Below are 22645 nucleotides of genomic sequence, written 5' to 3'. Positions count from 1 at the left end.
GTTTTACGGAGCCTGTCGAAATATTAATTATTAGATACTGAAACAAGTTCAGTATGACAATTCAAATTGGTAAGAATTGTTATTCTTTTACAAATTTATAAATAGAAGATTTTGCTTCAGATGTGAGCTTTAAAAAGTAAATACCTGAAGCATTATTTTTTATATCAATTTGAATTGTAGAATTTCCAGAATGGGATTTAAAAATTGTTTTCCCATTGATATCAAAAATTGAAATTTCTAATTCAGAATGACTATTATTCTCAATGTTTAAAATAGAACGTATAGGATTAGGATGAATTTGTATATCTTCATCTGAAAACTCTTCGAAAGACAATAAAGAAAATGCTACACAAGGACTAAGCTCTGTACAAGATCCGTTTGTAACTTCAACAGCATAATTGCCACTAGATGTTGGCACAAAGGTTTGATTTGTTTCACCTGATATCGGTGTGTTAGTATCACAATTATACCACTGGTAAGATGCTGATGTATCATTAGACATTAGCGAGTTCTCTGTTACTGAAATCGTATTATCTATGGTCACCAATTGCGCCTTAGTCGTCATATACACCAAAACCAATTTGGTCAACTCGGCCATATACTGAAAATCAATATCTACTACCCTATCATTAGACGTATGGTAATTTGGTGTTTCATCATTAGTTTCCCAAGATTCACCAACCAAAACGGCTGAGTAATTCTGATTCCAAAAACGAGAATGGTCGCTTGCTGTGGTCCCTGGATTTACAACGATCGGATTTAAATCAAACGTGTATGTATTTAAAATGTTCAATAAATCATCTTTAATAGCTATGGAATTGGCAATATTTCTAACGTCAATATCAAAATCATTATCTCCTGCTGTTCCTGGAGCATCACCATCGTAACCAATCATATCCATGTTAAGAACTCCAAGAATATTATCTCTTGTATTTCCATTAGTTTCATCTGCTGCTTGCTGAGCATAATAATTTGCACCTAGCAACCCTATTTCTTCTTCATCCCAAAGGGCATAAACAATGGTTTTGTCTAAACATTGAGACGATAAAATTCTGGCAATTTCAATTACAGCCGATACACCTGTGGCATTATCATCTGCACAATATGTAGTTACTGAATCGTAATGCGCACAAACCAAATAAATATCATCCGGATTGGTTTGTCCTAATTGTGTGGCAATAATATTTTTTCCTTGTGTATTAAAATCTTGAAATTCTACGGATAAATTTGGTAACTCTTCAAGCTGTTCCTTAATAAATTCTGCCGCCAAATCATTATTACTCTGCACTCGAGAAACGATAGTCTGTGTACTTCCATTGATGGTTGCTGACTGCTCACCAGACAAAATAGAAACATTGGTTTGAAGATTTGCAGTACTAACCTCGTTCATTAAATCTTCAATAGTTTGCGACTGTATTTTACAAACCATTGCAGCACAAAAGAGTAAAAACAAAAATACTTTTTTCATTTAAAATATCACCTCTAAAAAACACTGCAAAGATAGTGATTTGTAAAATTTTGATTATCAATAATTTTGGAATTCAATTTTTTATTCTACATTTGTAGAGTTAATTCTAATTTTGTAGAACAATGGAACTTTCCAAAACCGAAGAACAGTTAATGCAACACCTCTGGAAACTTGAAAAAGCATTTATGAAAGATTTATTAGATGCTTATCCAGAACCTAAACCAGCAACTACAACAATTGCAACCTTACTAAAACGCATGATAGGAAAAGGCTTTGTGAATTATAAAACATTTGGAAAGTCTAGAGAATACTATCCTTTGGTAAAGAAGGAAGATTATTTTTCTAAACATGTGAATGGCATTATTAAAACATTTTTTAATGATAGTGCATCTCAATTTGCGTCGTTCTTCACTAGAAAAACGGACTTAACTAAATCAGAATTAGAAGCTCTGAAAGCCATCATAGATAAAGAAATTGAAAAGAAATAAGCTATGGAAACCTATATCTTTAAATTCTCTGCATGTTTAGTGGTTTTTTGGCTCCTTTACGCGCTGCTTTTAGAACGCCAAACCATGCATCATTTCAAACGGTTTTATCTGCTTGGAGCATTTGCATTATCATTAGCCATTCCTGCACTTACCATTACAGAGTATGTTGAACCTGTGGCTATGGATTATGATGTTTCAGACATGTATATACCTTTTGAAGCAGAATTTGTAGAGCTACCTGCAGAAAAGATTCCAGAATTCACCTTAGAAACTATCTTATGGGCTGTTTATACTTTAGGTGTTATATTGCTTTCTATTCGCTTTTTAGTGAATTTAATTCGTCTTTATAAGCGAATTTCAGATCATCCAAAACACAAAAAACAGAGTTTAATATATGTGTTATTATCCGAATATCGCATTCCACATTCCTTCTTTAAATACATTTTTGTAAACCAAAAACGCTTTGAAGAAGATCAAATTCCCAATGAAGTCATCCTTCATGAAGAAGCCCATGCTAAGCAATTGCACAGTGTAGATATTCTTTTGGTTGAGTTTCTTCAAATTATCTTTTGGTTTAATCCTTTGGTGTATGTTTTAAAACATCATATTAAGCTTAATCATGAGTTTTTAGCCGACGACGCTGTACTGCAACAAGGTGCAAACACTAAGGTTTATCAAAATATATTATTACAATTTTCATCAAGCACTGGTAGTCATCAACTCTCTAGTGCCATCAATTATTCATCATTCAAAAAACGATTTACAGTTATGAAAACACAAACCTCAAAAACCCGAATCTGGTTAAGCACTTTACTGCTTCTGCCAATTACAGCTTTGCTATTTTACAGCTTTGCTGAACGTGAGTATGTTGAAAAAGACCAAGATCTTTTAGATTCAATTAAACAAGAATTAGAGAAAGCCGATAAACTGAACATGGTTTATATTGATAGTGCTTCGGAAGCTTTAATGCAGGAGTATCGTGACTTTATTGTAAAGTACAAAGCAACCAATGTTATTATAGGAGACACATATAATCGTGCTGTTATCATTTATGAAGATATAATGAATGATACTCAGCGTGCTTCGGTAGAGAAATACCCAAATCGCATGGTTCCTGAAATGAACTTGTCTAAAGTGAAAGCAAGAAAACCGAGTAGTTCGCAATTTGAAGCTTTTAAGAACGCTGAAGAATATGCTATATGGATAGATGGTAAACATGTGCCCAATTCAGCTTTAAATAATTATAGCGTTGACGACTTTGTTCATTTTACTGGATCTATAGTTCATAAAAATGCACGTAGTAAAAAGTTTCCGCAACCTAACCAATATCAATTATACACTAAAAAAGGATTTAAGGAAACTTATCAAGATTCTCAGGTAAACAAATACAAACAAATCACTAAGAATTATTCTAATGCTATTTCTAAATATTTAAAAGGATCTCGTTCTGACAATTCCGAATTAAAAATTTTGAAAGCTAAAGCAGATAAAATCTATAATTCATTTACAAAAGAAGAATTAAAGAAACACAATATTTTACCTGCGCCTCCTGTTCCTGCTGAAGATAGTGAATGGCAAAAAGTTGAAGATATTTTAAGTCAACAAGAAGCAACAAAAAAACAAGTAGCAGAATACAATGCTTGGGCTAAAAAGATTAATATGGCTATGAAAAAGGCTGAATCTACAAATAACAAAAGCCCATATCCTATAATCAAGAAAAAGGAATATGATAAATACGACAACTTATACAGGAATATAATGTCTGAAAAACAGCGAAACAATGCTGAGCCTTGGCCTAATTCCCCACCTCCACCACCTCCACCACCTGCTCCAAAAGTTAAAAAAGGTGATGGTGAAATCCCTCCTCCACCTCCGCCACCAAAACCTAATAAAACAAAAGGTGGACCAATGGAAGTGAATGGTAATACTTATTACTATTACCAAGAAAATGGAAAAACCACCTATTACGATAGTTATGGTAATAAAGTAGACATTGATAAAGTTCCACCTCCACCTCCTACTACTCCATCAGCCCCTAAAAAACTTGCTGATTTTGAAACAACAAAAGAGGGCACTTCAGGTTATACAGTCGTAAACGGTGAAAAGATTTATTATAGCTCTAAAAATGGAGAAACAACATATTATGATCGCTTTGGAAATAAAGTTGAAATGGATAATCTTCCTCCTCCACCTCCTAAATCTGAATCTGCATACAACTTTGTAAAAAGCTTAAAAAATGATGATATCACTTATTACTTTAATGACAAAGAAGTGTCTTATGATGATATTTTAAAAATCACTAAAGCTAACCCAAAAATTAGTGTTAGTACCAACATTAAAAACAACAAAGGCACTGCTAAGTTTTGGATTGAAAAAGAGACTTATAAAGACCAACTACCAATTGTAAACGGAAAAACACCAAAGTCTCCAAAGCTAGAAATGACTATTGCAGAATTTAAAAAATTAGAGTTGACTCTAAAATCTGGTAAAATATCAGAATTCAAAGTAAAGATACCAGGTATTAAAACCGATTACACGAAAGGGAACACTTTATCAAAAACAACAATAGCCAATCTTAAAAGTATTAAAGTTGATGACGTCGTTGTAATATTTGATATTAAGGATGACAAAGACAATAAGCTATCTCCTTTACAAATAACAATAACTGAATAGGGAAATAACAAAGCCTGTCTAAGAAATTGCTGTTTTGTCAATCTGAACTCGTTTCAGATTCTAAAACAGACAGAAAATCTATTTTAAAAGATTCTGAAATAAATTCAGAATGACAGATTTTCTATTTCTCAGACAGGCTTTATTGCTTTAAGGCAGAAATGACAATCCATTTCTTGTTTTCCAAAGAAAATACTTTTCAAATAGTACTTTATTAAAATCATATAAAACATTAGGAATCATTATCGCGAATGTTCGAGGCTTAAACAAGTGATTACTCACAATAATCACTTCTTTTTTTCCTGCATCCATGACACATAAACCAGGTATTTTTCCCCAAGGCTTTTCTTTAAGTTTTTTACCTTTTTGAACTCTTAAAATATTCTCAGCAACCACTTTACCAGTTTCATCTGATGGATATCCTGTTTTTGGTCCAGAGAAAGGTACTTTACCTGGTTTAAAAGGTAGTTTTACATCTACCGCAATACCTGCAGCCCAAATATTTTTATGTGTTACATGTTGGTAAGTATCATCAACTGGTATATATCCTGAAGCATTCGCCTGTAGACCTTCTGACTTCACAACAAAATCTACACCTACAAAAGGAGGCATTAACATTGTAAAACTACTTTCAATGACCTCACCTGTCGTTAACTTCACACTATTAGCGGTTACTTCTTCTACACCTACTTCTGTTCTGTACTTAATATTAAACATTTTCATGAAAGACTTAAGCATAGTTTCGCCTAATGGCATACCATCTATTCCGAAGTGGCCTAAATAGACTTCAGGAGTAATCCAGTATAAATCTACTTTTTTACGAATTTTTTGTTCTCTCAACCATTTTTCTACATTAAATAAAAATTCATAAGCTGCTCCCATACAACCTGCATTCTGTGTAGCTCCTATTACAATTGGTCCAGGGTTTTCCTTAAACGCTTTCAACGCTTTTCTAGTTTTCATAGCACCATCTGGCGTTCCAATATAGTACGCATAATCTTTCACGCCTTTAGCTACATCATATTTTACTTTTGGTCCTGTGGCTATGACCAAATCATCATATTCGTAATCACCTTTAGTAGTTTCAATCTTATTTTCCTCTGGTAGAACTTTCAAAGCTTCAGCATGCACAAATTCAACACCTTTCTTTTTGAGGATATTATTTTTTCTGAAAGAAATATCTTTGATATCACGTCTTCCAAAAGGCACCCAAATTAATGATGGTATAAATAAAAATAAAGGAGATTTATCTATAAGAATAACTCTTTGATTTTTAGGATCTTTTCTTTTCAACTCCAATGCAGCTGTCATACCTGCAAAGTTTCCGCCAATTACTACTGTTGTTCTCATGACCTAATAAATTTTGGTTACATTCAAAGTTACCCCTAACAGTCAATTTTTGATATGACAAAAATCATATTGGTCTCAAACACCACATTTATAGGCTAGTTATGTAACATTTGTTACTATTTTACGTTCTAATAGTCAATCAATCAAAAAACGAATAGTTATGTTAAAACAATTCTTTATCCTATGTTCTGGAGCTGATACCGATATTTTAGACGGTTGCTCTAACGGAGAACAAAACAAATACGCAGGCATTGGTGCCACAGTTTTCTTTACAGCTCTTATGGCAACTATTGCTGCTAGCTATGCACTTTACACCGTTTTTGACAACCTATACACATCAATATTTTTCGGGTTCGTTTGGGGCTTATTGATTTTTAATTTGGATCGCTATATTGTTTCCACCATAAAAAAACGAAACAATTTTATAGACGAACTTTTACAAGCCACTCCACGAATTTTATTAGCAGTAATTATTGCTGTCGTTATCTCGAAACCTTTAGAATTAAAAATTTTTGAAAAGGAAATTAATCAGGTGTTATTAGAACAAAAAAATAATCTAACCTTAGCTAATCAAAATCAAATTGCGCAACAGTATAAACCTAAAATTTCAGAATTAGAAAGTGAAATTTTAGGTTTAAAATCTCAAGTGGATTTAAAAGAACAAGAAGTAAATGCCTTATATGACACTTATATCACTGAAGCCGAAGGTACTTCGGGAAGTATGAAACTTGGCAAAGGTCCTGTCTACAAAGAAAAACGTGAAAAACATGATGCTGCTTTAGCCGAATTACAACAACTAAAAACAGATAACAACGCTAAAATTGAAGCTATTGAGAATGAAATTATAGCTTTACAATCCGACTACAATGCCAACGTTACAGAATCTCAACCAATCATTGATAATTTTGATGGTTTAATGGCTCGTGTTACCGCTCTAGGGACTTTACCATGGTTACCTTCGTTTTTTATTTTTCTTTTGTTTTTAGCTATTGAAACGTCGCCAATCATTGCAAAATTATTATCACCAAAAGGTGAATACGATTTTAAATTGGAAGATCAGGAAACTGTTATAAAATCGTGGGTAGATCAACAAGTTGCCGAACGTAAATTGTTAGTGCAAACTGATAATGACATAAATAATAAAGTCTACACCGAAATAGCTGACGAGGAAGACGTAATGAACTACAAACGTAAAAAAGCGAGAGAGCTGATGCAGCACCAAGCCGATGCGTTTTTGAAGAAGCAAAAAGGTATTCTTTAAAATATGTTATTAACTTTAGAAAAATTCTAAAGCTAATTATCATGAAGCCTTTCTTCTATTTTCTATGTTTTATTCTTTTAATCAACTGTGAAAATCAACAAAAGTCAGAAAACACTTTTAAAACTGACAAAGCTGCGATTTTAGAGGTAATGCATAATCAAGAAGTAGCATGGAACAATTATGACTTAGAAGGTTTTATGGATGGCTATTGGAAAAACGATTCTTTGAAATTTTACGGTAGTCGTGGCTTGACCTACGGATGGAAAAACACCTTAGCCAACTACAAAAAAGGCTATCCTACAAAAGCTGAGAGTGGCTCTTTAAATTTTGTAATTAATGACGTTTCTAAAATTGAAGGAGATAATTATTGGGTAATGGGAGAATACCATCTTAAAAGAGAGGTTGGTAATGCTGATGGTGTCTTTATCATCATCTTTAAAAAGATAAACGGAGTCTGGAAAATTGTAGCTGATATGTCTTGTTAATATTGCAAAAAAGAAAGTGTACAATAATATCTATCTGTCACCATAGACATTTAAAGTACACTTAAATATGTATAAAGGAAAATTTTATGCGGCTACTATAGGACCTGTAGGAAGCATTCTCTCTTCTACTTCTTGTACAGGTTCTTCAGATTTAAAATGCTGGTAAAGTTCTTTACAGCCTAATCCAATTATTGAAAGCTTCTTTGACTTAATAATAGATTCATTATGTAATCTTGCTAATGCCATTACACCTTCTCTGTCTATACTTTCTACACGCTCTATATCTAAAAGTACATTGTCTAGCTTTTCGAAAATATTAGCAAAGTGCGCATTAAAGGTTTTTAAATTCAACTTGTTTAAGTTACCTTTAATTTGGTACCGATTGTTGTAGCTTGTAATTTCTAAATCCATAATAAATATCGTTAATTCATTAATACTAATTTGGGCTATTAATCAGTATAAATTGGTGTTCTTAGTAACAGGGACAAGCTCAATATCTGACTTATTTCTAGAGCATTAACACAAAAATCGATAAATGGCAAAATGACTAGATTATTAGGCTTTTAGGGTCGATTTTTTCGACAAACAACACCCTATTTACAAAAGGTTTTGTAAGAAAATTTACGGATTAGAAATAAGAATTTTACTTTTACAATATGAAGTATAAATACAAAATAATACTCATGGTAATTTTGGCAGGAATAACCCTTTATGGATTAATATCTGGACAATATTTATTCATGGTATTTATGATTCCGCTAAGCTTTGATTTCTTTAATAAAAAAGATAAGGATTAGATCTTCTTAACGTATTGAGTTATGATTACAATTTGCTGACCATCTACTTTTCCTTCTATGTACTCAGCATTTTCATGATCTAATCTAATATTTCTTACGGCTGTTCCTTGTTTTGCTACCATACTAGAGCCTTTTACTTTAAGATCTTTGATTAAAACCACGGAATCTCCATGTTCTAGAACAACACCATTAACATCTCTATGAACAATTTTGTTTTCATCTGAAACACCATCACCTGCTGCTTTAGCTAATTCTAAGACATCATCTTCAATGTACATCATACCTAAAAGATCTTGGGTCCAATCGGCTTCAATTCTATTGAGCATTCTCCACGCCATTATTTTAACAGCATTGTGCTCACTCCACATACTATCATTTAAACATCTCCAATGATTAGAATCTATTTTATCTGAATCGTCCATTTGTTCAACACAAGTTGAACAGGCATAGATTGCCAAATCATTTGTTTCTGGAACATTATAAACGGCTAAATTTTCTTCGTTGCCACATAACTCACACTTGGAGTTACTTCGCTGTTGTAATTCTTTTTCTGATAACATATTGAAAAATTATGGCGCAAAAATAATATTAATTAAGTGTTTCCCTCAACTTTTTTGGTAAACCTTTGACGACCATCTCATAGGAATGATCTATTAACTCTTTTATAAGTTTTTGAGATAATTCGCCTGTAAGAACATAAACACTATTCCATTGTTGTTTGTGCATGTGATAACCTGGTTTTATACTTTCATACGCTGCACGCAATTCTTGCGCATAGTCAGGATCACACTTTAAATTTATAAAAGCCTCACCTTCCTCCCAACGTTTTAAAGATGCTAGAGCAAACATTTTATTACAAACTTTAAAAACCAACGTATCATTATCAAAAGGAAAATGCTCTGTTACTTGTTTTTTAGACATGCAATAATTTCTGTAGTCTTCTATATTCATTTTAAAAGTTTCTTATCACTTTCTTCAATTTTTAAAGCAGAATAATCTAATGTCCAACCTATAGTTTCAACAAGATTTTCAATGAGGTGAATAGCTTCTAAGGCTTCTTGTTTTGCTATATTGTACAAGCCACTTTCAGGAATCTTATCCATAATATGTTCTTTAGCCTTAGTATGCAAATCGGTTAAATCAGAAGCTTCAAACCTATTAAACATACCATCTCTCTTATCATAGTAATTAATATTGCTTTCTATGGATAAGACTTCTGGTTGAGGAAAATGAGATAAGGTTACGGTTTTAGTTTTTGAATTTGAATGTAACTGAATTTTACTTAAATCGAAACCCACATGAGCCTTAGCATTAATTACCACCAATGCTTTTTTTCTGCTTGAAATTAACTTCAGAAATTTCTCCTTAACGTCTTCATAATGGTAAATCTCAGCAAAATCACCTTCAACGGTTATAAACTTACAAACGCGTTTAATTTTATCTAAAAGAATAATGGATTGCTCATTAGTCTTCTTTTTTATTTTCCATTGTCTAAAAACGGTAACCAAACCTAAGGTTACCAATATGCTGATAATAATTATAAAAAATGTTTCCATAATTAGTTATTTCCTATCTGGCCGAGATGTGTACTTTTAAAATTGTCTTTATACTTTAATCCGTAGCCAAAAATTCTATCTAATGATGCATGTGAGAATAATACAACACCCACAAGCTGCAAAAGTTCTATTTCAAAATATATGCCAACGAAATAAGTTGCTATTGCCAAACCTTTATGATGAAAAATATTATAGGTTAAAGCTCCTATTTTTGTACTTACTAAATAACCTAACATCCCAATGTCAGGAAGAAGTATTAATGCCAAAAACCACCACCAAGCATAGCTTAACTGATTAAATAGGAAAATACCCAAAATAAACATTCCTAGTTCCTCGAGCTTTAATGTTGTTTTCATGTTATTCTATAATTTTATACAATATAGGCTTACTAGGCGAAGCATCGTTTTCAAAAGATGCAATCTGAAGATTCAGCATATACTTTCCATCTTTCACCTTATTTGGTACATAAATGAACTCGGTAATCGTAGCATCTAAACGTAATTTTCCTTTGGTATTCCAAAAGGCATTATGAGACAAAAGCTCTCCACCATCTTTCTCTTTATCTACACTCGGCAAATCTATTAATAAGTGCTTTACACCTTTAGCTTTCAAATAATTGGCTGCATCCTCTAAAAGATAAGTCGGATTAGTATTAGAGTATTGCTTAGATTTTTTCTCACTCATATTAGGCAATGTTCTAATAACTATAGCCTCACGCTTTTTATTCCCAAGTGCAAATTTTAATTGCTTTTTTGAAATGACATAATCTTCATCCAATTTCTCAGGTGCTACTGTGACTACCTCAGCTAGGAAGAAAAACTGTTTTAAGTACTTATTTATAGAATATACTTTTTCCGTAATATGACCTACAGTTTCCGTATGTGTGCCATGTGCATGAGGGTTGAAGGTAATAGTATTAAAATTGACTACAGCACCATCAGCTACACTAATTGGCTCGCCATCCATAACTTGAGGTTCAATTTTTGGTGGCTCTATATACCAAGCATTAACATTAGTTTCATCACCTCTTAAAGGCACTGAAATATCTAACGGCTTTGTTAAATCTATTTTTAATTTTCTTGAATTGTATTGTATGGTTGCTATCAATGTAAGTTTATTTTAAAAAGTTCTGATGCTATACCATCACTTAAAAACTGACCTTTTTTAGTGACACGTATATGCTCATCATCAATATACAATAAATGTTGATTTATAAAAGTTTTAGACTGCTCTTTTAGGTATTCTTTGTAGCTCAAACCAAAATCGCTTTCCACCTTATCTAGAGACACTCCCCAAATGGTTCTTAAACCTGTCATAACGTACTCATTGTAACGATCTGTCAATGACAATGTTTCTTTTTCTATTGGTAATTGGTCTTGTTGAATAGACTTAATATATTTTGAATTATTACTGACATTCCAACCACGTTGTTTACCGTTAAAAGAATGCGCTGAAGGTCCTATACCTATATATGATTTTCCTTGCCAATAGGCGGAATTATTTTTACTAAAGAAACCTTCTTTACCAAAGTTAGACAGCTCATAATGAACAAAACCTGAAGCTTCTAATTTGTCTTTTAAAATATGAAACTGCTCATGGGCTTGCTCATCATCAACATCGTCAATAACACCTTTTTTAATGAACGATGCTAAAGCTGTTTTTGGTTCAACCGTTAGTGCATAACTAGAAACATGAGGTACACCATAACCCAGAGCTAATTCTATATTTTCAATCCATTGCTGATTTGATGCTCCTGGAATACCATAAATTAAATCTAACGTAATGTTATCAAAATACTTTATTGCTTCTTCAATACAAGCTTTTGCTTCTTCGGCATTATGAGCGCGATTCATAAGCTTTAAATCGGCTTCAAAAAAAGATTGCACACCAATAGACAACCGATTTATAGGACTTTGGGATAACTCAACTATTCGGTCTTTTGACAAATCATCTGGATTGGCTTCTAGCGTAATTTCAGGATGTTCAATAACCTCATAATTTTTATAAACTGAGTCTATCAATAGCTGTAACTCTTCATTCGTCAATAATGACGGAGTGCCACCACCAAAATAAATAGTTTGAACTTTGGTGTTATTGAATTCGGCTTTGCGCAATTCAATTTCCTTAACCAAAGCTTTAACCAAATCATCTTTCTTTTTTAAAGATGTAGAAAAATGAAAATCGCAATAATGACAAGCTTGCTTGCAAAATGGAATATGGATGTAGATGCCTGCCATTTAGTTTTTACGTTTTGAACCTTTAACGTACTTACGTGTATCTTCTCTGATTACTCTTAATTCTGGATTTATAGCTTTAATGGCTTCTATATTGTCATCAGTTATAATTTCGTGATCTACCAACAGATGAGTTAATGATTTCATCTTTCCAACCTCTTCTGGTATGGATGGAAAAGAGTTATTGTGCATCCATAAATTATAGCAACTATCTAAACCGAGAACTTCCTTTGGGAATATCTTAAACCTATTAAACTCTAAGGAGATAAATTGTACTTTTTTTAGTCTTGAAATCCCATCAGGTAGACTCTCTAAATCATTAGAAGCTAAGCTTAAGTCTTGTAAGTTTTGTAATTCACCTATCGATTCTGGCAATTCTCTTAGTCTATTGGACGCTACATTAAGAGTAACCAATTTTTTTAAGTTTCCTATGTTTTTAGGTAAGGTTTCCAATTTAGAAGCATTAGCGTTGATAATTACCAATTCAGTATTTTCAGATATTTCTTCTCTTAACCTTTTTAAACCGGTTCCTGAAACGTCTAAGAGCTGAAGACATTTTAAATTTTTAATTGATTCTGGTAATTCCTTTAGAGTTCTATTATTACTTAAACTTAATAATTTCAACTTAGTCAATTTCCCTAAATCTTCATCTATAAGCTTAATATTATTACTCGCTAATGACAACACCTCTAAATTTGATAATAGTTCTATATTTTCTGGAAGCTTGGTAAGCTTAGACCATATAAATTTCAAAACTTTTAGATTAGGTAATTTACTTAAATCTTCTATTAATTTCTCTTTGTCAGTAAAGTCATTACCTGAAATATCAAGAAGAACTAAGTTTTTAAACTGAAATATCTCTTTTGGTAATTCTTTTAGACCTTCATTATTTAATTTTAAATGAAAAACTTCATCCTTATTCTTCAACAAAGAATCTATTTTTTCTTCTAAAGGCAATTTGTTAATTGGGTTTAAAAAATCTTCTCTAGCAAACAATTCCATTAATTCAGACCTATGATAAGTGGCTTCTAGTTTTAAATCAACACCTTCACATTCGTCTGTATTAATTTTTTCATTTAAAACTTTATTTTCTTCAATAGGATGTATAGTGTTTTTATGATTGTCTTTACACCCAATCATAACTAAAAAAATAAACACATAAAATAGATTCCGCATGATAAAATAGATTCCGCATTAAGTACGGAATGAAAATAACTATTAAACTATTTTTTTACCCTATCCTCATTTTGTTTCACAAAAGCAGCCCAGCCTGTATAACTTTTACCAACTTCTACTCGACCTTGGTTATAAAAATGACAAACCGCTGCCGCTAAACCATCTGTAGAATCGAGATTTTTTGGCAATTCTTTTAATTTCAATGTACTTTGTAACATCTTAGCGACTTGCTCCTTACTAGCATTACCATTGCCTGTAATGGCCATTTTTATTTTTTTTGGGGAATATTCGGTTATAGGAACTTCACGAGATAAACCTGCTGCCATTGCAACTCCCTGAGCTCTTCCTAACTTAAGCATACTTTGAACGTTCTTTCCAAAGAATGGTGCCTCAATGGCAATTTCATCAGGGTGATAGGTATCAATAAGTTCTATTGTACGCTCAAAAATGAGTTTCAGTTTTAGGTAGTGATCGTCGTATTTTTTGAGATGCAACTCATTTAATTGCATAAACTGCATCTGTTTGCCCACGACTTTTATTAACCCAAAACCCATAATTGTTGTTCCAGGATCAATACCTAATATAATTTTTTCTTTACTCATTCTATCAATCACAAAATTGGCAACCACTAAGTGACACAGCAATACCAAACGTTAGGTTAATCACACTACCATTAAAAGCTCCAAGTCCGCTTATCTCAGGATTGTAATCATCCAAGGAAGTTAAACCATAGATATAAGCCAAATCAGTATAAATTGCCACTTTATCATTAATGGCATAATGCAACTCTAAACCACCCAAAAGATTCATATAGGTTTGTTTGTTATCTCCTAAATTACCCAATGGTTTTACAAAACTAATTCCAGGACCAGCATGTAAAACAGTACTCATTCTAGTCGGCAAGAAATTTATATACGCAGTAGGATCAAAAACAAACTGAGCATTAATACGCGAATAGTTTACTTTAAATTCAGGAGAATCACTTTCATTTTTAAATCGGTTAAAACCATAATCTAACTTTACTCCATAAAGACTCTTAAACATGTGCTGAATACCTAAATTCACAGTAGGAAAATTTACAGTTTGCGCTGCTGCATTTTCTACAAAACCACTTGAAGAAGGGCTATTGAGACCAACAGCAAAAAGTGCTTTCCATTTACTTGTAGCTTTAAATTGGGCATTACCAAGGTTAACCATAACCACAACCATTAAAAGAAAAAGGTATTGTTTTAAATTTTGCTGCATCTCTGAGTTTTTGGTTTTATTTGTACTATGCGTTACGCTATGTCTTACAAAACTAAACAATTCTTCTTTGTACTTATTAAGTTAAGTATAGTTGTTGGCGCATTTTATTTTATTTATTACAAATTAATTAAAAATGAAAATCTTCATTTCAATGATTTTATAACATTTTTAAAAGAAAACGACTCTTTTTCAGTCAAAAACATCATTTTTTTACTCATTTTAACCAGTTTTAATTGGTTTTTTGAAATTTTGAAATGGCAATACTTAGTGATTCCTATTAAGAAAATCTCTTTTAAATCGGCATTAGAACAATCTCTTGGTGGCTTAACTGCGTCATTTATTACCCCAAACCGATTAGGCGATTATGGAGCAAAAGCAATGTATTATACCAAACCTTTTAGAAAACGTATAGTACTGATGAATCTTCTTGGCAACATGGCTCAAATGGCTACCACATCTGTTTTTGGAATTGTTGGACTTATTTATTTTGTGAAAATTTATAAAATTGAAGTTGGTTATGACATAGCGTTGAAACTCGGTATTATTCTTTTGATATTGGTTATTTTAACCATATTCATAATGAAGCATAAACGCTTTAATATAAAAGGTTATTCGCTATACAAAATCACGAAGTTTATTAAAAACACACCTTCAAAGATTCATCTTTTAAACCTTAGTTTTTCTGTACTTCGATATCTCATTTTCTCTTTTCAGTTTTGCTATTTGCTTACCTTATTTGGAGCCAGCATGAGCTACATTGAAGCAATGATTATAATTACAAGCATGTATTTACTAGCATCAGTTGTCCCTTCAATCTCAATTTTTGATGTTGTTATAAAAGGAAGTGTTGCTGTATTTTTATTCAGTTATGCCGAAGTCAATGAGCTTATTGTATTATCTGTATCAACCATAATGTGGCTCCTAAATTTTGTTCTACCAAGTCTATTTGGTAGCTATTTTGTGCTTAATTTTAAACTACCTCAACCAGAAACTTCATGATTACAATAATCGCTATAACAATTATAATTAGCTACCTAATATTGATAGGAACGTTAACTTATGGTTTTGATAAAGTTGAAGATTTCAAACTAAAAGACTTACCCTCAAAAACAAAGTTTTCGATAGTTATACCTTTTAGAAATGAAGCCGAAAATTTATCACAATTATTACATTCTATTTTAGAATTGAATTATCCGAGATCTTTATTTGAAGTGATTTTAGTAGATGATGATTCTGAAGATAATTCGGTTGAGGTCATAAAAAATTTCATTAAAAAGAAAACTTTCCCCAACAATCATGTTAATATAAAAGTTATTCAGAATAAGAGAACATCGAACTCACCAAAAAAAGACGCTATAACGGCTGCTATAAAAACCGCACAATATGAGTGGATTCTTACTACAGATACCGATTGTGTTTTGCCCAAATATTGGTTAGATAGTTTTGATGAATTTATTCAAACCAATAACCCTAATTGTATTGTTGCACCAGTAACATATTTAAATAGAAATTCATACTTCAACCGATTTCAAACTTTAGACTTTCTGAGCTTACAAGGGGCAACTATAGGCGGTTTTGGTATCAACAAACCTTTTATGGGTAACGGAGCCAACTTGGCCTATAAGAAATCTGTTTTTAATACTGTTGAAGGTTTTAAGGGTAACACTAATATTTCAAGTGGTGATGATATTTTCATTTTGGAAAAAATGGTAACATATGATGCTAAAAAAGTAAACTATCTTAAATGTGAAAATGCCATAGTAAAAACACTTCCTGTTAAGACGATTGCTGATTTAATTCATCAACGTTTAAGATGGGCTTCAAAAACCAGTAAATACAATAACACTTTTGCTAAAGCAGTTGGGCTAATTGTATTGTTGAGCAACTACACTTGCTTAATCTTTATTCCTGCTGACTTTATGGACTATATGGCTTTAAAAACTGCTATGGCTTTATTTGTTATAAAATTCAGTATTGATTTTCTGTTGCTTTTTAAAACTATACGATTTTTTAAACAAGAACACCTTTTGTTTTCATACCTATTTTCTAGTATAGTTTATCCTTTTTTTAATGTAGCTATAGCCATATTATCATTCTTTAAATCATACCGTTGGAAAGGTAGAATATCGAAGAAATAATGTAAAATCAGCTATTTTTCATAGTTTTACTTAAAAAGCCCTGTAAAATGAAAAAAACTTTAGTATTCATTCTTCTTTGCTTAGTCTTTCAAGCAAATTATAGTCAAGAACAGTATTCAATAGAAAACGAAGAGCTCACTTTAACCACAGAAATAGAAGGAACTTTAGATTTACTTTGGACTGTAGACAATAAAACTTATCGCTATTTTGTTAGAACCGAAGATGGTACTATAACAGAATTAAAAAACACAGAGGCTTCTAAAGGTAATTACCTAGCTGAATACAAAACCACACTGAGCAATCTTACCGATGGAAAATCTACAGAAAATTTAAGGTTTACATTATACGGTTTGAAACGTTATATCAGTGACTATAATAGCTCTCAAAACCAGTCGTATGTTTCAACTGTTGCTGATCCTAAATTAGGTTTTAGATTAGGCATTTTTGGTGGTTTTACCAATCATCCTTTTATTAAAAATCCTGATAATACTATCGTTCCCTTGATAGCTGGAGAGCTCGAAATTTTTGAAGGTAGTGCATTACCTAGACATTCTGGTTTTCTGCAAGCTAGACATACTTTTGATGCTGATGATTTTAATTACAGCACCAATGAACTTGCTCTTGGTTATCGCTACCGCATAATCAATAAGTCTGCGTTTTCTATTTTTGGACAAGTTAAATTGGCTACGCTTAATTTTTCAAGTTTAACTTACACGAACGAAAACGACAGAGAAGTTAATAATAAAAACACTTCTTTTGAAGCTCCATTAATTTTTGGGATTGGCTCAGATATTAAAGTTGGAAACAACAGTTATATCTCTATTATTTACGGGGAATTATTTGCTGTATTTTTGAATAATCAAGGTGATTTCTCATCAGACATAATGCTTGGTTACAAGTTCAATTTATAGCCAACTAGTTTATCTTAACAATTACGGGTAATTCAAAAGCTGTAGTAACTTGTTGCCCACGTTTTATCGCTGGATAAATTTCAGGAACACTTTTTAAACTTTGTCTAAGCAAACTATCTATTTCAGGAATTTGCTCCACTGTTTCAGGATTTCTTTCTATAGATTCTAACTGTAAACCCCCTTTATTATTTATAATAATTTTCAGCCTAATAGTATCATTTACATCTTCTGAAACTATAATATTCTGTCCTTCTAAAAAAGAATTAACACTGTTTGTTATAGTATTTTGAAAGCATTGCTTGCTTTGTTCTTTTCCTGTTACAGAATCACAACTTGAAAAGGTTGGATAAGTATCTACTTCGTTCCAATTAAATGTTCGAAGTTCTTCCTCAAGCAAATCTTCAGGATAGACTTTTTTCTTTTCAAAATAGTCACAGGAAATGACCAATAGAAAAACAAAAAGGAAAACGATTCGATTCATTTATTGTGTTATGATACCGAAAAGTACAATATTTTATTTAAAACATGAGCGACCTTTTACTCTTCTGTTTTTAGGAATTTTTCTTCTTTGAGATCTTTGAGCCTCACTTTAGCAAAATCCGCATAAGGGGTACCAACGTCTTTATATTTTTTTATATAGTTTTCGTACAGATTTATTTTAGTATCAAGGTCTGCATAATACTCTTCTTTTGTTCTAATAAGAAAGAATTCAGTTGCTAAATTTGATGGATTTTCTTTCAGTGCTTTCTGAAACGCTTCGATAGCCAATTTATATTTTTTTTGACTATTATAAACTCTGGCTAACATAGCATACTCATTATCCAGAGGCTGGTCTTGTAACGAGAGTGATTTCTCCATGTATTCTGCAGCTTTATCAAAATCACTTAACTTTTCATAATAAGAACCTATAACAAAAAGTGTATTGGCATCATTAGGGTTAAATCTTAAAACCTGCTTTCTATGATAAATAGCGTTTTCATACTCATAATTTTCAGCATAACTAATACTCAATTTTTCATGAATGAATTCTGACTCCTCCCCTAAGTCTATTAGTTTTTTAAACCAGACTACAGAATGCGTATAATATTCTTGATAATAGTAAGCTTGCGCTTTGAGACTTATTAATTCTATATTTTCAGAATAACTATCTAAACCAATATCTATTATTTGATGAGCCAACTCAAATTTGCGCTTAAAAATATAGTGTTTAGCTATTTTAAATATGGCTTTTTGATGTGTTGGATCTAAATTAAATGTTGTTTTAAATTTTTCTAGAGCAACGGGATTTTTCTCCTTTTCTAAAACTATGCCTAATTCATAATGATAATTTGGGTTGAGACTATCCTTTAAAATCAATGCATTAAATAAATCTTTAGCTTCATTGTATTTTTTTACTTTAGAAAGTAGTTTAGCTAACTCATACTGTATAAGCTTACTCTCTGGATTTGCTTCAGTACTTTTTTTATAAAATTTTAAAGCTTCACCATAATTACCTAAAGCCATATAAGCTTTTGCTATTTTATCATAAATCTGGTCTTTATTTTCTAAATTTTTATAAGCCTCAATAGCTTTGGTATAATTTCCACTAGAATATAAATCGTCTGCCTGATCTATATGACTATTTTGGGCATGAAAACTTAAAAAACAAAATAATACTGAAAAAACACAGGTACTAAACTTCATAGACTATACTAATTCTCGTTAGGGTTTTCATTCTTCTGCATTTCTTTCTTTAAAGAGTTTATCTGTTCATTTAACTGTATAACTACTGGATTTTTTTCGCTAGAATTTTGCAAAACCCTATCTCTTTGTGTAATTAACTCTTTCAATCGCTCTTCTAAAGAAATTGAACTTTTATCAGCCACCTGAAAAACAATAGGTAACGAATAAGGCACTGTGACCACCTTACCCTTTTGTTTTCCTGGAACAAATTGAGGCAAAGTATTTACAACTCTTATAGCTTCTTCTTCTAAAATTTTACTTGGTCCTCTAGCTTTAACATCTTTAACATAACCTATTGTATCAATTTTAAACTGTACAAAGATTCTTTTCTTACCAGGTGCCATACCTTCTGTAACATTAAGGTTGAAATTAGTATTAACATGCTTGTTTACAAAACTTGTCATACACTCTTTTCTTTCAGCACTACTTAATAGATCTTTACATTTTTTTGTTGTTGGAACTTCTTCAATGACTGAAAAAGGAACTTCTATATTTTTATCGACTTCCTCAATTTCAACGACCTCAACTTTAGACAATAAAATCTTTATTTCTTCCACTGAAAAAAACCGCACTAATGCATTGTAATTATTTTTTGTTATTTCTTCAGATTCATTGTCATCACTAATTATCAGTTTTCGGTACAAACTTCCCTTTAAAACATCTTTAGTTTTTTCGTAGGCATCTGTGTGCTCTGCTTCAGTTAGATTATCTATATCTTTTGAAATCACACGTAATGTTCTGTTATAATCTGCATTATCTCTGTATTTTTTTGCTTCATCACTTTTTAAGTAAGCTAAATATTCATCATAAGATTGATTGAACGAAATCATTTCATTAAACATTTTTTTTTGTCTTTCAGTGGTATTACCATGATTTTCAGACATCCTTTTGAAATGCTCACCCATTTGTCTTCTAAAAGCAACATATTTTAGATATTCGTCTTTAGTTGGAATGTACTTCTCTTGCGTGTAATCATATTTGCTTGAGATTTCCTTATCAAATATTGACAGTTTATCATCACTTAAAAGCTTTGATATTTGCTCATAATAATATGCTATTAATTCTTCATCCGTCAATTCTTGTTCTTCCACATCACTAGTTAACACAATCTTTTGCTGTGCACTCACTTCTATTGAAGAATAAATTAACATCCCAAATACCAATGGAATTAAAAAGGCATACTTAAAGAGATTCACCTGTTTTGATTTTGATTTCTGTAACATCGCTATTCGTTTTTTGATTAATGATTTTTTAAAAAATGTATTAGTAAACGACACATTATTGACATCGAATATTTGATTAAGCAAACTTTGGTAATAATTAGCTTTACCATGTTGTTTTACAGCTTTAGCATCTGCAATGTATTCATGCAATTCCTTTACTCTACTTTGATAGATATAAATTAATGGATTGAACCAAAATACAATTCGCATAAGTTCAAAAACCATTAAATCCAAAGTATGTAGTTGTTTTATATGCACTAACTCGTGCTCATAAATAGTTTGCCTTTCATTTTCTGGGATTTTTTCACCAAGAAAGACAGTATTAAAAAATGAAAAAGCAGCAGAGCTTTTTATTAGCCTAACGATAAGCACATTGCCATTCCATCGTTTTGGGTTTTTATGTTTTAACCAATATAATTTTGAGATTTTAAAAACAAACAACAAAGTTGCTAAGCCTACACCAATCCAAAATACGTATGACCAAATTGGTGTTTGTGGCTGTTCTAAAGCTATTCCTGTATACTCGGCGATTTTAACGTCGTTAACTGATGGAGTTTTTGTACCGATGAAGACTTCTGGTAAATGAATCACAACATCTTCACTGGTTATTTTCTTTAATTCAGGAAACTTTAGAAACGGTAAAGTAAAAGACAATAACGCTGTAATTAACAAATAAATCCTGTTGCAGTTAAAAAAAGTTTCTCGTTTTAAAAACAAATCATAAACCAATAAAAACAGAGCTTGAAATGCTATTATTTGTAAAATTGTGTAAAGCATAACTATTTGTTTTTATTGATTTCCTCTAGTAGGTTTTCAATGTCTTTAACATCAACATCATTTTTCTGAACGAAGAAAGAGACCATACTCTTAAAAGAACCTTGAAAATAATTATCAACCAACTTATTAATAGATTGATTACTGTAGGATTCCTTTGCAACTACAGGAAAATAAACATGTCCTTTACCTTTCTTCTCATAATCTACAAACCCTTTACTTTCTAAAATCCTAACAATTGTAGACACAGTATTATAAGCGGGTTTCGGCTCAGGAAGCATATTAATTATCGCTTTAACATTGGCTCTTTTTAATTCCCATAAAGCTTGCATTATCTCTTCCTCTGCCTTGGTTAACTGTTTCATGTTTCAAAAAAATTAAAATTACGAACACTGTAAATATAACTAAAAAATTAGTTTAAACTAATTTTTTAGTTGAAAATGTAACTTTAAATCTAGTATGACGTCTTATAGGTGAATTAAATTTTACGAATGGATATTTTTTTAGTTATACTCTCCTTAGCCTTTATGATATTAGGTATTGTTGGTAGTTTTTTACCAATTTTACCAGGACCTCTGACGAGTTGGGTTGGATTATTGATTTTACATTTTGCAGATGGTATAGAACTTAGTCAAACATTTTTAATTGGTACACTTCTATTCGCTATTTTTATTTACATACTAGATTACATAATTCCAGCAATTGGCACTAAACGATTTGGAGGTAGTAGAGCAGGAATGATTGGAACTACCCTCGGACTTATTGTAGGATTATTAACACCAATACCTTTTGGGATTATTGTTGGGCCTTTTTTTGGTGCTTTGATTGGAGAGATGATCCACCGAAATGATATGAATAAGGCATTAAAAGCAGCCTTTGGTTCGTTTTTAGGATTTATAGCTTCAACATTTTTAAAATTTATTGTAGCTGTAATTTACTTTGGCTTTTTTGTTGTAAAATTATCAAACTATAATGGTCATTGGTATTAACAAAAACCTATAAAATACAAAACCTAGTTATCTCCATAACTAGGTTTCGTTTTCTTGCTATTAACTCAACAATTACTTAAAAAAGGGATTAATTAATTCTTGTTGACTGTGGTAAATATATATTTCTGAATTAAGAATCTGTTGCGGTAAAACCGCAA

General features: G+C 31.6%; 24 protein-coding genes. 8 read left to right on the top strand and 16 right to left on the bottom strand.

Going from position 1 to position 22645, the window contains the following annotated elements; all coding sequences use genetic code 11:
* Positions 1-79: 79 nt before the first annotated feature.
* Complete coding sequence (locus AC2H4K_RS09775) at positions 80-1468, bottom strand: M28 family peptidase (protein ID WP_281139061.1); 1389 nt, start codon at positions 1466-1468, stop codon at positions 80-82.
* A gap of 122 nt (positions 1469-1590) precedes the next feature.
* Here AC2H4K_RS09775 and AC2H4K_RS09770 point away from each other — a divergent pair, with 122 nt between their 5' ends.
* On the top strand, positions 1591-1956 hold the full coding sequence (locus AC2H4K_RS09770; RefSeq protein WP_281139062.1) for a BlaI/MecI/CopY family transcriptional regulator: 366 nt from the start codon (positions 1591-1593) through the stop codon (positions 1954-1956).
* 3 nt (positions 1957-1959) lie between these two features.
* A complete protein-coding gene (locus AC2H4K_RS09765; protein ID WP_281139063.1) occupies positions 1960-4629 on the top strand; it encodes a M56 family metallopeptidase in 2670 nt (889 codons plus the stop codon).
* Between the two features lie 147 nt (positions 4630-4776).
* Here AC2H4K_RS09765 and AC2H4K_RS09760 read toward each other — a convergent pair whose 3' ends face one another.
* Complete coding sequence (locus tag AC2H4K_RS09760) at positions 4777-5976, bottom strand: NAD(P)/FAD-dependent oxidoreductase (protein ID WP_281139064.1); 1200 nt, start codon at positions 5974-5976, stop codon at positions 4777-4779.
* 160 nt (positions 5977-6136) lie between these two features.
* Between AC2H4K_RS09760 and AC2H4K_RS09755 the strand changes: the two genes are divergently transcribed.
* Positions 6137-7237 (top strand): DUF4407 domain-containing protein, encoded by a 1101-nt coding sequence (locus tag AC2H4K_RS09755; RefSeq protein WP_281139065.1) that lies wholly within the window; start codon positions 6137-6139, stop codon positions 7235-7237.
* A 41-nt stretch (positions 7238-7278) separates the two neighbouring features.
* A complete protein-coding gene (locus AC2H4K_RS09750) occupies positions 7279-7722 on the top strand; it encodes a YybH family protein (protein ID WP_281139066.1) in 444 nt (147 codons plus the stop codon).
* Positions 7723-7806: 84 nt separating this feature from the next.
* Here the strand turns inward: AC2H4K_RS09750 and AC2H4K_RS09745 are convergent, their stop codons facing one another.
* The 10 genes from AC2H4K_RS09745 to AC2H4K_RS09700 all read right to left on the bottom strand — a co-directional run bounded on the left by AC2H4K_RS09745 (position 7807) and on the right by AC2H4K_RS09700 (position 14730).
* Positions 7807-8133 (bottom strand): hypothetical protein, encoded by a 327-nt coding sequence (locus tag AC2H4K_RS09745; RefSeq protein WP_281139067.1) that lies wholly within the window; start codon positions 8131-8133, stop codon positions 7807-7809.
* A 382-nt stretch (positions 8134-8515) separates the two neighbouring features.
* Positions 8516-9079, bottom strand: coding sequence for a PhnA domain-containing protein (locus tag AC2H4K_RS09740; protein ID WP_281139068.1), 564 nt, complete (start codon positions 9077-9079; stop codon positions 8516-8518).
* A gap of 28 nt (positions 9080-9107) precedes the next feature.
* Positions 9108-9470 carry an MmcQ/YjbR family DNA-binding protein gene (locus AC2H4K_RS09735; RefSeq protein WP_281139069.1) on the bottom strand — a complete coding sequence of 121 codons (363 nt, stop codon included), beginning with the start codon at positions 9468-9470 and terminating at the stop codon, positions 9108-9110.
* Complete coding sequence (locus AC2H4K_RS09730) at positions 9467-10075, bottom strand: DUF4230 domain-containing protein (protein ID WP_281139070.1); 609 nt, start codon at positions 10073-10075, stop codon at positions 9467-9469. The genes AC2H4K_RS09735 and AC2H4K_RS09730 overlap by 4 nt, the downstream gene beginning before the upstream one ends.
* A 2-nt stretch (positions 10076-10077) precedes the next feature.
* Entirely contained in the window at positions 10078-10431 is a 354-nt protein-coding gene (locus AC2H4K_RS09725) for a DUF4260 domain-containing protein (protein WP_281139071.1), read from the bottom strand.
* Between the two features lies 1 nt (position 10432).
* The gene (locus tag AC2H4K_RS09720; protein ID WP_281139072.1) at positions 10433-11182 is read right to left on the bottom strand and encodes a cyclase family protein; all 750 of its coding nucleotides are present in this window, start codon (positions 11180-11182) and stop codon (positions 10433-10435) included.
* The gene (gene hemW, locus AC2H4K_RS09715; RefSeq protein WP_281139073.1) at positions 11179-12312 is read right to left on the bottom strand and encodes a radical SAM family heme chaperone HemW; all 1134 of its coding nucleotides are present in this window, start codon (positions 12310-12312) and stop codon (positions 11179-11181) included. The genes AC2H4K_RS09720 and hemW overlap by 4 nt, the downstream gene beginning before the upstream one ends.
* A complete protein-coding gene (locus AC2H4K_RS09710) occupies positions 12313-13449 on the bottom strand; it encodes a leucine-rich repeat domain-containing protein (protein WP_281139074.1) in 1137 nt (378 codons plus the stop codon).
* An 83-nt stretch (positions 13450-13532) separates the two neighbouring features.
* Positions 13533-14087: a crossover junction endodeoxyribonuclease RuvC gene (gene ruvC / locus AC2H4K_RS09705; RefSeq protein WP_281139075.1), complete on the bottom strand. Its 555-nt coding sequence runs from the start codon at positions 14085-14087 to the stop codon at positions 13533-13535.
* Between the two features lie 4 nt (positions 14088-14091).
* On the bottom strand, positions 14092-14730 hold the full coding sequence (locus AC2H4K_RS09700; protein ID WP_281139076.1) for a cell envelope biogenesis protein OmpA: 639 nt from the start codon (positions 14728-14730) through the stop codon (positions 14092-14094).
* A gap of 27 nt (positions 14731-14757) precedes the next feature.
* Here AC2H4K_RS09700 and AC2H4K_RS09695 point away from each other — a divergent pair, with 27 nt between their 5' ends.
* From AC2H4K_RS09695 to AC2H4K_RS09685, 3 genes are read left to right on the top strand one after another with little or no spacing between them, the layout of a single operon-like run.
* On the top strand, positions 14758-15729 hold the full coding sequence (locus AC2H4K_RS09695) for a hypothetical protein (protein ID WP_493742362.1): 972 nt from the start codon (positions 14758-14760) through the stop codon (positions 15727-15729).
* Complete coding sequence (locus AC2H4K_RS09690; protein ID WP_281139078.1) at positions 15726-16868, top strand: glycosyltransferase; 1143 nt, start codon at positions 15726-15728, stop codon at positions 16866-16868. The genes AC2H4K_RS09695 and AC2H4K_RS09690 overlap by 4 nt, the downstream gene beginning before the upstream one ends.
* 47 nt (positions 16869-16915) lie before the next feature.
* Positions 16916-17779, top strand: a complete 864-nt coding sequence (locus AC2H4K_RS09685; protein WP_281139079.1) for a hypothetical protein — start codon at positions 16916-16918, stop codon at positions 17777-17779.
* Between the two features lie 4 nt (positions 17780-17783).
* Here the strand turns inward: AC2H4K_RS09685 and AC2H4K_RS09680 are convergent, their stop codons facing one another.
* From AC2H4K_RS09680 to AC2H4K_RS09665, 4 genes are read right to left on the bottom strand one after another with little or no spacing between them, the layout of a single operon-like run.
* A complete protein-coding gene (locus AC2H4K_RS09680) occupies positions 17784-18260 on the bottom strand; it encodes a hypothetical protein (RefSeq protein WP_281139080.1) in 477 nt (158 codons plus the stop codon).
* A 56-nt stretch (positions 18261-18316) separates the two neighbouring features.
* On the bottom strand, positions 18317-19462 hold the full coding sequence (locus tag AC2H4K_RS09675) for a tetratricopeptide repeat protein (protein WP_281139081.1): 1146 nt from the start codon (positions 19460-19462) through the stop codon (positions 18317-18319).
* Positions 19463-19470: 8 nt separating this feature from the next.
* Positions 19471-21501 (bottom strand): M56 family metallopeptidase, encoded by a 2031-nt coding sequence (locus AC2H4K_RS09670; RefSeq protein WP_281139082.1) that lies wholly within the window; start codon positions 21499-21501, stop codon positions 19471-19473.
* Positions 21502-21503: 2 nt separating this feature from the next.
* The gene (locus AC2H4K_RS09665) at positions 21504-21863 is read right to left on the bottom strand and encodes a BlaI/MecI/CopY family transcriptional regulator (protein WP_281139083.1); all 360 of its coding nucleotides are present in this window, start codon (positions 21861-21863) and stop codon (positions 21504-21506) included.
* Positions 21864-21989: 126 nt separating this feature from the next.
* Here AC2H4K_RS09665 and AC2H4K_RS09660 point away from each other — a divergent pair, with 126 nt between their 5' ends.
* Positions 21990-22487 carry a DUF456 domain-containing protein gene (locus tag AC2H4K_RS09660; protein WP_281139084.1) on the top strand — a complete coding sequence of 166 codons (498 nt, stop codon included), beginning with the start codon at positions 21990-21992 and terminating at the stop codon, positions 22485-22487.
* Positions 22488-22645: the final 158 nt, after the last annotated feature.

The sequence above is a fragment of the Winogradskyella sp. 266wxhm genome (assembly GCF_058964685.1).
Note: the sequence above shows the minus strand (reverse complement) of the source record. Positions and strands in the feature narration are given on the sequence as shown.